Here is a 14,286-nt window from a genome sequence, read left to right as displayed (position 1 = left end):
GTCGGACATCACGCTGGCCTGGATGATGGAATTTATCACCGAGAAGATTCCGGATGCAGGTCGAGTCATGGTCGACAAGGACCTGCTAAGACTATATCCGTCGGCCGACGGCATGATGCATGATGAATGCATAGTGGGTGTGGGCGGCGCGGCCTTCATGTGGGCAAAGGCGGTTCGGGAGGTGCCCGATACGGCACAACTTCACCCCACCGTCTATGAGCAGCTGGCTATGAAGTCGGTGCGTAATTTCGCGAGCTTCGGGGCCTACCGACCTGTCGCGTTGCAAAAACATCTCAAAGCGAGAACGTTTACCAAGCCGAGATCAAAGGAGACGACACGGCCGCATCCGGCAGCGGGGATAAGCCAAGTTCTCCGGCGAGTGCCGCTGTTTCGACTTGATTAGACTGCAGTCGCTGACCTCCATCTCCGGATAGCGATCGGTTGTCTCCTGGCCGGGATACGACAAATGGTCCCAAGTGTGAGCAATCAAGGAAAGTGGGGCCCTACCCCGTAAACTGGATCCGGTGGTCCGGCATCGGAAAATATCGCGCCAATCGGTGGATCGAATACCTCGCGGGTCCATATCTCTGTGTAAGGCGACATAATCGATCTCACTGCGAGTGGTGTCGAAATCCATCAGTTCCCTGTCGCTCAAGTCTAACAGGGGCGCGCGCAACCTCTGGCGTTCGCGGTGCTCGTGACAGACACTCCAGTATTTCGACAAAAACCCGGAGGGGATCGATGCGTATGTCGCGTAAGCGGCCATTCGGCTTTCTCCAACAGATCTAGAACAGATTGATCAAGCTATTATTTTGTGTTGCGAAGCGACTTTCGGCTTCGAGCGCGCAAATTGGTGTGAAATAACCCTCAACTGCGCGCGCGCTGCAGGCCTGCTGCAAGAGATTCTCAGCGAGGGCTTCACGCGACCGGATTTCTTCAAATCTGGGTTACAAACCTGGACTTCTGATCACGCTCGCATCGAACGTTTTTTGATCCCATTGAGCAGCTCTTGCGCGCCGTATCTGTGTTAGCGCGGGAAAATCATCGCCGATCCAAGAAAAGCTGACGAGCAGACAAACATCCTTGGTCGCGCGAATGGAGCGACGTATGCGCCGACTCTCTCAATCGATGTAGACTCTCCTGTCGTAACTGACTGCGGAACAAGCTGATAGCACCGATGCACATTTTCGGCGTTGCTCCTGTGCTGCACGCCGAAATACGGCGCAGTCGCCCGAGTGCTTCGATTTCCTGTTCTAGAACGCGGACGTTACCGATTTGCCAAGGCCCATGTACTGGTACATCCGCAACATGTATCTGGAGAACAATCTGCGGTATCCTCGTCGATTGACGATGTGCGGTACACCCGTGGATCTGGGGCGGGTCTATCTGCCAGCTTATGTTCTGGCGACCGTGTAGGCGGGTGGGCATATTGCCGGCGTGATCAACCCGGCGTCGAAGAACAGGCGGAGCTACTGGGTTTCGGACGAGCGCGCTGCGATGATCCCGCGACTTGGCTGGCGGGTGCGGTCGAGGAACCGAGTAGCTGGTGCAACGACTAGATTGCCTGGCTCGAGGCTCACGCGGAGGAACGACTGCCTGCGCGCGCGCAGCTACGCGTAGCCTGTATCCTCCGGGCGGACCGGCGTCCGGCCGATATGTGAGAGCCTGGGCCAGCTGAAGATCGAGCCGGCAAGCTCGCGTGGCGCGGGGCCTTGCGAGGTTAATGCTATCCTGCCGCTCTGACGGCGGGACGTCCTTAGTCGGACCGCGACCTGGACCGAGTGTTAGTATCGGTGGTTGCGCCCGGTCCTGGATTGCGTACGAACTGCAGCTATCGACGAACTACCAAGGGCGAGTTAGGCTGACCTTCGATAGGAAAACCGAGCTTCGGAAATAGTGGGTCTAGCGATGTAGCGGTCTCCCGCTACCATGTATCCCCCACTATTGTGGTGGGCTTGAGGAAAGACCTCCCCGCCTATTAGGGTGGCGAGCTTACCTTTCACTTCGACCTCGAAGCCTTTCCAGGGTCCCTTTGGGTGGACAGTGACGCTTGCACGAGGGTCCGAAAATCTTGGACCAGCGAACCCCAATGACTGATCGAGACAAGATTCTGATTACCCTTGGCGAAAAGCCTCTGAAGGTTTTCGAAATCATGAAGCGCGTGAACATAAAGCTTGAGGACGATTGCCAATCGCTCGTGTTGAAGATGCGAGACGACGGCGCCGTGAAGTTCGATGTTCACAAGGGATATTGGCTCGCTGTCTGACAATCTTCGCTTGATCACCAGCGGCTAGTAGAGTTGCTTGCAAATTTCTTTAGCGAAGAGAATGCCAGCCGCGTTCAACGACACTCTGAGTCAATGTGGCGCCGGTTTCGACTGAGGCATGGCGCGTGGAACATCACCGACGTCGTCAAGATCGGGCGCCTGGCCGTAGCCCATGCGTTTCATCTGTTCGTGGACCTGTGCCATTTCGCTCTCGCTGAGGCGCGGAGGTTCGCCGATTGCCAGCGCGTGGACATACATCTTCGCCAGGGTCTCCACCTCCACGGCAAGCCAAAGCGCCTTTTCAAATGTCTGCGCCGTTACGATCAAGCCATGATGGCCGAGCAAGCAGGCATTTCGTCCTTCGAGCGCATTAACGGCATAATCCGACAGCGCCTGTGTGCCGAAACAGGCATAAGGCGAACAACGGATGTCGTTGCCACCGGCTACCGCGACCATGTAGTGGAAGCAGGGAATGCCACGCTCGTGCACGGCGAGAATGGTACTGAAGGTGGAATGCGTATGAAGCACGACGTTTATGTCGTCACGCGCTCGCAGAATATCGCGATGAAAACGCCATTCTGAAGAAGGACGATGGTTGCCCTGGTAATTCGCGGCAAAATCCATCGCGACAATGTCTTCTGGCCGCATGCGCTCGTAGGGCAAGCTTGTCGGTGTGATTAGCATGCCGTTTGGGATCCGGTGCGAAAGATTGCCTGAAGTCCCTTGGTTGAGACCGTTCCGGTTCATCTCATTGCAGGTATCGACGATGCCCTGGCGGAGATCGGCATGATTGCGGTCTGTCACGATGGGTGCTCCGAAAAAGAAATCCAGGATTGATAGGCGGCGGAAAGGGGGCGTTTGCACTCGTACTCGCCGAGCGACGTGACTGCTTCGAGCACCACGCTCGAAACCGGAATCGTACGCGAAAATCTCCGCCACAGCAGCGCCGCGCCGAGCGCCGTTCCATCCCGAGATTGGCTCACCGAGACGCTCTGCGATGGCCGCAACGTGGCCAGAGCGCGCGCGAAGGGCAGGTTGGCGGCAAAGCCACCGTCGATGACGATGTGTTTCGAGCTGCCAAGCGCATCTAGACAGCGGTTTGCGCTGAATGCGGCGTAGAGGACTGCCAACCCCTGCCATTCGGCTGGCGTCTCGGGCCGCGGTCCGATAATGCGTCCGCGGTGAGCTGCACCGGGGAACAGTCCATCATCCCCAACGAAGGAGGGGAGTGCCAGGGTTCCAAGGGCCAGTAGACTCGGCAATGCGGTGAGGACAGCTGCGTCAGAAGCTTCGTGGTCTCTGCTGATCAAGTCATATTCGCGGCCTGTCGCGATCAGCGTGGAGGGTACGTTCTCACCGTCGACATCGATATTGAGCACCATGCCGCGTGTGGCGTCGAGGTTGTCTAGCGCGAGGCCGCGCTGAAAGCCGATCATCCAGGTGCCTGTTGATAGGATCGAGGTATCGGCCATGCCGGCGGCCTTGTAGCGGAACAGGTTGGCGTTGGAATCATGCACGCCGCAGAGGACTTCGGTCGAGCGCGCCAAGCCGGTACGCTTGGCTACGGCCTCCGAAACCCTCCCTAGCACCGCACCGGCGGATGCCCGCTCCGGCAGAAGACGGTTCCAGCCACGCTTGCGCATCAGGGAGGAAGGCTGATGGTGGAAAAGGTCCCAGATATGGCTCTGAGCCGCGAGCTGTGAAATTTCACTTGCAGCACACCCGCCGAGCCGCAAGGCGAAATACTGCGCAGTCGTAAGATAGGTTTTCGCGCGGGCGAATTCGGCGGGATATGCGCTTTCCTGCCAGAGCAATTGCTTGCCGAGCCGCATCGCGCCGCTGATACCGCAAAACACTTCATCATAGGCAGGCGCAATCCGGGCGTAGGCCTGGTCGATCTCAGGCGGCGAGACCGCATCATAGTCCATCATCGGCAGCACTGGCTCGTCACCTTCGACAAGCACGGCGCCACACCCATGCGCGGTCGCGATCACCGCGCCGATGGTGTGGCGTTGCGTCACCACGGCCAAGGTGTCGAGGAACCACTCTTCCAGCCCGGCAAGATCATAGGCAAGGTATGGTCCTGCCGTGGTCGGCACATTCGGGATCGAATGCGTTTCGAGCGGCCAGCCGTCCTCACTCGCGACCAGCAGTTTCAGATTCGTCTTGCCAATGTCGAGAACCGCGACCCGGGGAGAGGCTTCCGATCTTGTCATCGTTGTCTACCGGGGCGCTTTGCCGCCCAGATGAGGAACCGCGGCAACGGCAATCAGGATGCCACCCCAGATCGCCAGAGTGAGGAACTGGCTGAGATTGAGAAGGTTGAACGCCGAGGAGATCACCTGAAGGATGATCAGCGCAAGCAGCAATCCGCCGACTTTGCCAAAGCCGCCAAATGGATCGACGCCACCGAGCACTGCTGCAAGAATGGTGACGAGCAGATAGCTCTCGCCATATGCCGCGTTGGCTGAATTGAAACGTGCCAGCATGACGACCGCTGCGACACCGGCGAGCAGGCTCGAGAGGACATATAGCTTGAGCAGGACGGCGCGGGTATCGACGCCGGAGTAGCGGGTTGCCTTCTCGTTCGAGCCGATCATGTAAATCCTTGCCCCGAAGGGCGTTGCGTTTAGCATGAGCGCGACGGGCAACGCACAGAGCGCCAGCACGATCAGGGCAAAAGGCACCCCGAGAACCGTTCCATTGCCGATGAAAACAATGGGCTCCGGAAATCCGGAGATGACATTGCCGCGCGTCAGACCGATCGCGAGTCCCTTGCAGAGTGTCATGGTGCCGAGGGTTGCGAGGATCGGCGAAACGCCGAGATAGGCGATGACAAATCCGTTGACAAGGCCGACCAGTGCCGCGACGGCAAACCCTGCCGCAATCGCCAGCACCTGCACGCCGGCCCAGGCAATGCCCTGAGTGCCCGGAATGTAGTGCGTCAGCAGGAAGGCAATGGTCAGTCCAGAGAGATTAGCGGTGGCGATGATGGAAAGGTTGAGGCCGCCAGATAACAAGGCCAGCATCATCGCAAGCGAAAGGATGCCGAGCTCCGGCATCTGGAAGGCCATCGATTGCAGCGTGTTGACGGAGAGAAACCGGTCGCCGATGGTAATGGCGAACACCAACCAGAGCGCGACCAACAACAGCATCAGGGTTGCGATCGTCCCGCTGCCGGCAAAACGGATCAGGCGTCCGCGAAGGGCGAGGGTGGACTCATTTCTCATGGCCGCGCGCTCCGGGTCCGCCGTTCTCGCTGCGACCAGGCTGTTGCCGAGACCGAGATCAGAATGACCAACCCGACAAAAAATGGCGACCAGTAGGACGAAACGCCCAGCAAAATGATTCCATTCTGCAGGATGGCGAGCAGTGCCAACCCCAGAAACGTGCCGAGAACGGTGCCGACGCCGCCCATCAGGCTGGCGCCGCCGAGCACGACGGCCGCAACCACATCGAGCTCCTTGCCCACCAGCACCGTCGGAGCGACGGACTGTGCAAGCTGCGCCTGGACCAGTGAGGCGATACCGGCCATGACCCCCATGTAGCAATAGACCAGCATGTTGAGGCCGAAGACATGGAAGCCGAGTCGCTGCGCGGCATCGGTATTGCCCCCCATGGCGTAGATTTGACGACCGATATTGCTACGATTGAGCAGGAGCCAGGTGAAGAGAAATGAGAACCCGAGCGCGAGGATCTGCAGGTTGACGCCGTAGGACGTATCCTTGCCCCAATCGAACTCGAACCAGAATATCCCGGTCGCGAACCAGTCGGGTAACGAATAGATATATTTACCGCCCGTGAAGAAAATCAGCAGCCCATAGAAAATGTTCAACGTTGCGACGGACACGATGATTGATGGTATCCGAAGCTTCTGGATGAAGATCGCGTTGAGGGCGCCGAGCGCACCGCCAATGCCGATCGCGATCGCAAAAACGCAGATCCAGTTCGCGCCGTATGCGTTCGCCACCGTAAGCGTGACATATTGCGCCACCGATGCCGTCGCCGTGAAGGAGATGTCGATTCCGCCGGCGATCAGCACCACGAGCAGTCCGAGGGCGAGGATGCCTACGAATGCATAGGAGGTCAGCAGGTCAAACAGATTCTGCATGGTCAGGAACTGGCCGTTCGCCGCGCCCAGGCTGGCGCAGAGCACGAGGATCACGATCAACAGCCAGAACTCGTGGCTGCGCCGAAACCTGCCAAATGAAGCAAACCGCGATTCAGGCATTGACCGCCTGCCGAAGCGCATCTTCTGAGGTGTCTGCGGCCATCACGTCAGCGGTCAAACGCCCTTCGCGCATCACCAGCACGCGATGGCTGTGATAAAGTACCTCGGGGATTTCGTCTGATATCATCAGCACTGCGACGCCCTCGCGGGCCAGCCGCCGGATGATCTCATAAATTCCATCCTTAGCGCGGATGTCGACACCGACCGTTGGGCTATCAAGGATAAGCACTCGTGGGTTGGTCGCCATCCATTTGGCGAGCACGATCCGCTGCTGATTGCCGCCGGAGAGCGTCTTGACCGCGTTGTTGGGATCAGACACCTTGATTCCGAGTTCGGCGACCCATCGCGCAACATGGCTTTGCCGCGCGCGTGTGCCAATCAGGCCGAATGCACCTGCGAGACGTTCCAGCACAGTCAGCGTGACGTTCGACGTGATCGACTGGTCAAGGATGAGGCCAAGCGTAAGCCTGTCCTCAGATACGTAAGCGATACCTCGACGGATTGCGTCTGCATTCGTGTTCAGCACGATGGGGTGGCCGTCAAGCGCCATGGTGCCTCGATCGGGCGGGTTCATGCCGAACAGCGACAGTGCGAGCTCGGTTCGGCCCGATCCAAGCAATCCGGTAAGCCCCACGACTTCTCCGGCGCGCAATTGCAAGCTCACATCGTCGTAGTCACCATGGCGGCCAAGGCCCTGGACTTCGAGGACAACCGCACCCACGGCAAGGTCGGGCACCTGCTTCTGATACTCGAAAGCTTTCCCGGTCATCAGGTGACTGAGTTTGCTGCCGTCGATGGCCGCTGCGGCAAAGGTGCCTACCTTGGCGCCGTCCCGCAACACCGTCACGCGTTCGGCGATCTCAAGCACCTCGTCGAGGCGATGGCTCACGAATACGACACAGATACCGCTTCGTTTCAGGTCGCTGACGAGCTTGATCAAGGTGTTGACCTCGTGGCGGGTCAGCGACGCTGTCGGCTCATCCATGATGAGGAGTTTGGCATCCGCCGCCAGGGCCCGGCAGATCGCGACCAGCTGGCGTCCCGCAATGCTGAGTTCGGAGACTTTTGTTTCCGGATCGACCTCAATACCGACCTTCGCCATTGTGGCCACGGCGATGGCCCGCATAGAGGACCAGTTCACCGTGTGGACGCCGCCAAGATGGTGCGCCATGGCGATGTTCTCGACGACGGTGAGGTTGGAGAATAGCGATAGATCCTGATAGATGACCTGAATGCCGCAATGGGTGGAGTAGACCGGGCTTAGTTTTGGGTACTCCTTGCCGGAAATGACGAGCCGGCCTCCCGGTTCCGGCGCCTCGACGCCGGAAATGATCTTGATCAGCGTCGACTTGCCGGATCCGTTTTCGCCGACAAGGCAATGCACCTCTCCGACCTCCAGCGTCAGATCGACGTCGCGAAGCGCATGCACGCCGCCGAAACGCTTTGATATGCCGGACATCTCCAGGAAAGTCGTCAAGGCTTCGTCCTGTAATGGGACCGCTTGTCAAGCGATCGCCTCGATGCGGATCGCATTCCCGGCCAGAAAGCCGGGAATGCGATCCGACGAGGCGGCTGGGGCCGGTGTAGTTCTAGAGTCCTCCGGCGATCAGTCCGTCGATGGTTTCTTTGTTGATCCGCATGATCTTGTCGACCTTGATCTGCTTGCCGGCCACATCGACCGCGGCCTTGCCGAGGCCGGGAACATCGACGCCATCCGTGATTGGCTTGCCATCAAGCACGAGCTTGGCAACTGCAACCATGGCGTAACCTGCATCGGTGGGATTCCACAGGAAACCTTCGCGGATGGTATCATCCGCGATGAGCGATTTCGCCTGGCTCGGCAGCACGGTGCCGACCACGGCGATCTTCTTGCCGAGGCGTTGTTGACGCACCGCATTGCCGGCCCCGATCGGTCCATTCGAGCCGAAGCCGAGAATGCCGCGCAGGTTCGGATAGGCCTTGATCACGTCAAGCGTCGTGCGCTGGCTGGTATCGATCTCGTCGGCGCCGGGGAAACGGTCGGCGACGAGCTTCATTTTCGGGAAATTCTTCTGCTGATAGGCAATCGCGGCGTCGGCCCATTTGTTGTGAAGCGGCGTCGTCAAGGTCCCGACATAAACCACGTAGTCGCCTTCGCCGCCCATGTCCTTGGCGAGACGCTCCATCTGCACTTCACCGAAGCGAACGGAATCGATCAATTCGACATTCCAGTCACGGCCTTCTTGTTCGGGGCCCTCATGGGTGATGACTTTGATGCCGGCCGCCTGGGCGCGCTTGAGCACCGGCTCGCACACTTTGACGTCCAGCGGCACCAAGCCGATCACGTTGACCTTTTTGGCGATCAGGTCATCGAGCAGCTTTACCTGTTGTGCCGGATCGACGTTCGCCGGTCCAACCATGGTGGCATTGATGCTGAAGTCCTTGGCGCCCTTCTGGATTCCCTTTTCAAGAGCGTTGAACCACGGAATGCCGGCGATCTTCACGACCGTGACCATTTCCTTTTGAGCCTGCGCAAAAGCAAACCCCGGAAAACCGGTACCGGCGATCGCCGCCGCACCACCAAGCATTTTGAGTGTCTGGCGTCTGTCCATTGTTCCCTCCCAGGAAGCTATTTTAGCCTCCGCTCCTTTACCCGGCACTCGCCTGGCGGAGCAGTTGGCTTCATTCTTGATTGGCGGCGATAATTTCACCTCCAGCATCAGGACTTGCGTGGGGATTAGAGACCAACGCTACGAAAGGTGTCAAGCAAGTGACATGTCAGCCAGCCCCGCCTGTGGCGATGCCCGGGCAGGGCCATGGCCGACCTGCAGCTAGCAACCGCCAAAGTCTGCCCTCACGAAGAGAGCGGACCAAATCCTTACAAGCGTAAGCAGATCACGACCGGCGGAAGTCTTTGAGGGAGGTTGTTGCGGTCCCCGAATTGAACCCACCGTTCGACCAGCTTCTGAGTTCAGGCGGACGATCGGAGCAAAAATCGTAGATTTGCGTCGTGTGGGGAGAGGCGGCAGTACTCTCCCGACTCGAACCCCCGACAGCTCGCAGAGCGGGGGATCGCCTCGAGCGAGTTACTCCACTCCGTCGAGAAGCGTGGTTGCCGCAGCCCTAGAAAGATGCCGCGTAGAACCAGCTCGCTTCAAACTGTGGCGAGGCACAAACTAAAAACCTGACCAGACGTTATGCGCGGGGAGGGCGATCCAGGCGCCCCCGACAAATCAGGACAGGGGTAGATTCGTAGTACCTACCAGCCGAAAGGTCATTCCGACAGAGGGAAATGCCATTGCGGCTTCAATGTAGGTTTGTCGACCGGTTTGTCGGAATGCCGATTGATCGCCCTAACAAATCATACGCCTCTTAATCGGCGGCTATGTCGGAGCATCTCCACCATGAGAGGCGGCGATTACATTCCGCATCATCCAAGTTGGTCTGGCGCCATCGGCGATTTGTGGTGCGCGAACTGCGCACGAACGAAAAGTGGACGTATCTGGTGCGGTTTCTGGTGCGGCCGTCGCGCTGCAGGCAACGAGAACGAACTAAGCTATTGATGACGCTGGTGGGCCCGGCAGGACTCGAACCTGCAACCAGACCGTTATGAGCGGCGAATATCGATCGGCCTCGCTGATTTTGCTGCGGTTTTGTCCGATTTAGATTGTGTTCGTTGTTGTTTGGCGAGGTCGTTTCGGATGCGAAACGGTGGCGGCTTCCATGCCGGGGTGATCGGTCGCCTCCGAAGGCTCCCTGGGCGAAAATCCGCCGTCCGGGCTTTTGCCAGCGTGGCTGCCCCGGCTCTCGCTGGTGAGAACGATCGCCAAATGGTGTTTTTCCCATCCACACTCGCCGGACTGTGGTAGGTTGAATTTTTTCCGTCATGCAGGTGCTGCATGCAATGCCCGAACTGTCGGGCGCAAGTGCCCGATGAGAAGCGGTTCTGCACGGAATGCGGGGGAGCGCTGCCCTCCGCCTGTCCGCGATGCGGGTGCATCAACCCGTTAAGCTCAAAGTTCTGTGGCGATTGCGGTGCCCAGCTGAGTGCCGGGTCGGCTATGGCACGGCCGGAACTGCAACCAGACGCCTCGCTGCGATCAAGTGTCTCCGCCGAGCGGCGGCAGTTAACCGTGATGTTCTGCGATCTGGTTGGCTCGACGGTGCTCGCCTCACGTCTTGATCCCGAGGACTTGCGCGACGTGATCGGCGCATATCATCACTGCGTTGCAGAGACTATTCGCCGTTTCGATGGCTTTGTAGCCAAGTATATGGGTGACGGGGTGCTCGTGTACTTCGGCTATCCCGCGGCGCACGAGGACGACGCTGAGCGGGCGGTCCGCGCCGGTCTTGTACTTGTGGACGCGGTCGGCTCTCTTCCTGTCACAGAGGAGCCGCTGCGGGTTCGTGTCGGTGTCGCGACTGGACTAGTCGTTGTCGGTGATCTTATTGGAGCGGGCGCTGCCCAGGAGCAGGCCGTGGTCGGCGAAACGCCGAACCTTGCCGCTCGGCTGCAAGCTCTTGCCACGCCTAGCGCGGTCTTAGTCGACCAACGGACGCATCGCGCGGCCGGCGGTCTCTTCGAATACGACGACCTCGGCGCGGTCGAGGTAAAGGGGTTTATCGAACCGGTGCCGGCTTGGCGTGTCCTTCGCGAGAGCACTGTCGAAAGTCGCTTCGAAGCATTGCATCCCTCCCGTGGGGAAGTGCCCCTGGTGGGGCGCGAAAGCGAACTCGATCTATTGCTCCAGTGCTGGCAGCGAGCCAAGACCGGCGAGGGTCAGGTCGTATTGCTATCGGGCGAGCCAGGCATCGGAAAGTCGCGTGTGGCCGCTGCGTTCGCACAGCGGCTTGCAGACGAACCGCACGCAAGATTGCGTTATTTTTGCTCTCCACACCATCAAGATAGCGCAATGCATCCGACCATCGCGCAGTTGGAGCGCGCTGCTGGTTTCGCGCGCGATGACCTGCCCGAGATCAAGCTCACGAAGCTGGAAACCCTGTTCACTCCGACGCACGCCTCGAATGAGGATATCGCGCTCCTTGCCGAACTGCTGTCGATCCCGACCACCACCACTGGCCGTTACGCGGCCCCGAACCTCACGCCTCAGCGCAAGAAGGATCTGACTTTCGAGGCTCTGCTGCGGCAACTCGTCGTGCTCGCACAGCAGCGGCCGGTGTTGATGGTCTACGAGGACGCCCATTGGATCGATCCGACATCGCGGGACCAGCTCGATCATATCGTGGAGCGGGTGCAGGGGTCGTCTGTGCTGCTGCTCGTCACCTTCCGCCCCGAGTACTCGCCGCCCTGGACTGATCAGGCTCACGTGACCACTCTGACCCTCAAACGGCTCGACCTGCGCGAAAGTGCAGCGCTGGTGCAGCGCATCGCAGCCAGCAATGGGACCTTGCCGGGCGAAGCGGTAGATGAAATCGTCGCGCGGACGGACGGCGTGCCGCTCTTCGTGGAGGAGCTTACCAAGGCCGTCGTCGAGGCCAAAAGCGGTACGAAGGCTCTCCTGTCCGGGACTTCTGTTTCCGCGCGCGCTGTGCCCGCGACGCTGCACGCCTCACTGATGGCTCGGCTTGACCGATTAGGCCCAGCGGCAAAGGAAATGGCGCAGATCGGCGCGGCAATCGGACGAGAGTTCTGTTACGAACTCATTGCGGCAGTCGCCACCCCGCGAAGCCAGACGGAGGTGCAAGGTGCGTTGGGCCGCCTGGTCGAGGCCGGGCTACTTTTCCAAACCGGCATCCCACCACAAGCGTCCTATGTCTTCAAACACGCGCTGGTGCAGGACGCCGCCTACAGCACGCTGCTGCGCAAGCAGCATCGGCAGCTGCACCGGACCATCGCGCAGAGATTGGAGCAGGACGATACGGCCGTCGCCCAACGCCATCCCGAACTGCTGGCCTACCACTACGGCGAGGCCGGACTTCACAAAAGCGCCATCCCCCACTGGACCGTCGCCGGCGAGCACGCGGCGCGTCGTGCCGCCAATACGGAGGCGGTTCGACATTTTCGCCGAGCACTCGCATTGCTCGAAGTCGAACCCGAGACGCCGGGGCGAGCGGCCGCAGAACTCAAGATTCTCGCTCAGCTCGGACCGGCGATGATGAACGTACAGGGATGGACCGCGCCCGAGGTGGAAAGAGTCTACGACCGCGCGCTCGGGCTCGCACGTGCGATGGACAGCTCGGCCGATTTGGTGGCGCCTCTCATTGGTCTGTGGCTGTTCCACAATACCCGCGGCGAATTCGGGAAGGCACGGGAATCGATCCAGGAACTGTTCCGGGTCGCTCACACCTTGAACGACACAAATCTCCTGCTCCAGGCGCACCATGCTGCCTGGCCGACGCCCCTGCTGTGCGGCGACTTCGCCACAGCGTATACGCAGGTCGAGCAGGGCCTCGCGCTGTACGATGAGCGGCAGCATCGCCATCACGCGTTCCACTACATTGGACACGACCCGGCGGTATGCGCCCACGCGCTCGGTGCGATCATGGCGTGGATGTTAGGTCATCCAGAACGAGCCGCGCAGCACGCCGAGAGCGCGGTGCGCTTCGCACGACGAATGGAGCATGCGCCAACTCTCTCCCACGCGCTGTGGTTCGTATGCGCGTACCACATCTTGCGAGCGGACGTGGCGGCGGCCCTGGTGACAAGTACCGAGACCTTGACGCTCTGCGAGGAGCATCAGCTCGCCCAGCCGAAAGCCGCAGGAATGCTGTTCCGCGGCTGGGCTCTGGTGCGCAGCGGCGAGATCGAGGAGGGCCTGCAATTCGCGCGCAGTGGGTTGGCAGCATGGGAGCGAGGCGGGGTCGGCGCGTTCCTCCAGCAAGGCAGATTTATTCTTGCCGAGACTTGTAGCGTTGCCGGTCGTCGCGATGAGGCAATGGAGCTGCTGGAAGCGGCTCTTAGTCACGGCAACGTAACCGGTGAGAGATGGTGCGAGGCGAGGATTCATCATCTTCGAGGTGAGCTTTGTATTGCGTCCGCAGAGTGGCAACAGGCAGAGCAGTGCCTGCGGAAGGCACTTGATGTCGCGCGTCAGCAGAACGCGCGCGCAATCGAACTGCGAAGCGCCACCAGCCTCGCCCGCCTGTGGCGCGATCAGGGCCTAGGCCGCAAGGCCCACGACCTCCTGGCGCCAATTTACACCTGGTTCACGGAAGGCTTCGATACGCCGGATCTGAAGATGGCAAAGGCGTTGCTTGAGAGTTGCGCTGATTGAATCTGTCCGTGTAGGCATTAGCGGCCGAGTAAGCGACAAAGCGAGGCCGGAGGCTCTCTGCAGGGCGCTGACTGGTGGTCCCGGCAGGACCGGACCGTTATGAGCGGTGAGACCAACCCGACTCGCATAGGACAGTGCTCTCCTACTGCGGCCGGGCCAAAGGTACTTTTGAGCGCGAAATGCACCAAACTCGTTGACCTCCACTCTAACCCGTTGAAATCACCGAACATGCGAGCGCCCTCCGAGCGCACCATAAACCCACGTTTGTCAGTCGCCTGTATCCGCACCGCGAGACACAGAGCCGCGTGAGCCATATTCTACGACCGCTGCCTTTTGCGGACGCCTGACGAGTCAACCCGAAGCCATCCCGTGGCCCTTGGCGAATCTTCGTGTGCGACGGTATTGATGACGGCTATTAGGCCGTTAGCGGACCATCGACGACCAACGCAGCGAAGTCCGCTTGTGACCCGAAGCGGACCTTGCCTTAGGCCGCCTCGGATGTCCGCCCCGCTCGCATCTCGCGCCGTCTGCGTTTGGAACTGAAACATTTTCTAGCCTGAATGATTTACTCCCGG

At 59.8% G+C, this 14,286-nt stretch carries 8 protein-coding genes and 1 pseudogene; 3 read left to right on the top strand and 6 right to left on the bottom strand.

Annotation, left to right across the window (positions count from 1 at the left end):
* Positions 1–22: 22 nt before the first annotated feature.
* Entirely contained in the window at positions 23–403 is a 381-nt protein-coding gene (locus ACKWRH_RS37135; RefSeq protein ID WP_445222637.1) for a hypothetical protein, read from the top strand.
* Between the two features lie 1,953 nt (positions 404–2,356).
* Here ACKWRH_RS37135 and ACKWRH_RS37130 read toward each other — a convergent pair.
* From ACKWRH_RS37130 to ACKWRH_RS37105, 6 genes are all read right to left on the bottom strand, one after another.
* Positions 2,357–3,070 (bottom strand): class II aldolase/adducin family protein, encoded by a 714-nt coding sequence (locus ACKWRH_RS37130; protein WP_445217583.1) that lies wholly within the window; start codon positions 3,068–3,070, stop codon positions 2,357–2,359.
* Positions 3,067–4,482 carry a carbohydrate kinase gene (locus ACKWRH_RS37125; RefSeq protein WP_445217582.1) on the bottom strand — a complete coding sequence of 472 codons (1,416 nt, stop codon included), beginning with the start codon at positions 4,480–4,482 and terminating at the stop codon, positions 3,067–3,069. The genes ACKWRH_RS37130 and ACKWRH_RS37125 overlap by 4 nt, the downstream gene beginning before the upstream one ends.
* Positions 4,483–4,488: 6 nt before the next feature.
* Complete coding sequence (locus tag ACKWRH_RS37120) at positions 4,489–5,496, bottom strand: ABC transporter permease (protein WP_445217581.1); 1,008 nt, start codon at positions 5,494–5,496, stop codon at positions 4,489–4,491.
* Positions 5,493–6,497: an ABC transporter permease gene (locus ACKWRH_RS37115; protein ID WP_028150069.1), complete on the bottom strand. Its 1,005-nt coding sequence runs from the start codon at positions 6,495–6,497 to the stop codon at positions 5,493–5,495. Before ACKWRH_RS37115 ends, ACKWRH_RS37120 begins: the two co-directional genes overlap by 4 nt.
* On the bottom strand, positions 6,490–7,974 hold the full coding sequence (locus ACKWRH_RS37110; RefSeq protein ID WP_445217580.1) for a sugar ABC transporter ATP-binding protein: 1,485 nt from the start codon (positions 7,972–7,974) through the stop codon (positions 6,490–6,492). The genes ACKWRH_RS37115 and ACKWRH_RS37110 overlap by 8 nt, the downstream gene beginning before the upstream one ends.
* Before the next feature lie 112 nt (positions 7,975–8,086).
* Complete coding sequence (locus ACKWRH_RS37105) at positions 8,087–9,088, bottom strand: autoinducer 2 ABC transporter substrate-binding protein (RefSeq protein WP_014491732.1); 1,002 nt, start codon at positions 9,086–9,088, stop codon at positions 8,087–8,089.
* A gap of 1,287 nt (positions 9,089–10,375) precedes the next feature.
* Here ACKWRH_RS37105 and ACKWRH_RS37100 point away from each other — a divergent pair.
* Positions 10,376–10,453, top strand: a pseudogene (locus tag ACKWRH_RS37100) (zinc-ribbon domain-containing protein); the annotation flags it as partial.
* An 84-nt stretch (positions 10,454–10,537) separates the two neighbouring features.
* Positions 10,538–13,711: an AAA family ATPase gene (locus ACKWRH_RS37095; protein WP_445222544.1), complete on the top strand. Its 3,174-nt coding sequence runs from the start codon at positions 10,538–10,540 to the stop codon at positions 13,709–13,711.
* Positions 13,712–14,286: the final 575 nt, after the last annotated feature.

The sequence above is a fragment of the Bradyrhizobium sp. Pa8 genome, assembly GCF_052588265.1.
Note: the sequence above shows the minus strand (reverse complement) of the source record. Positions and strands in the feature narration are given on the sequence as shown.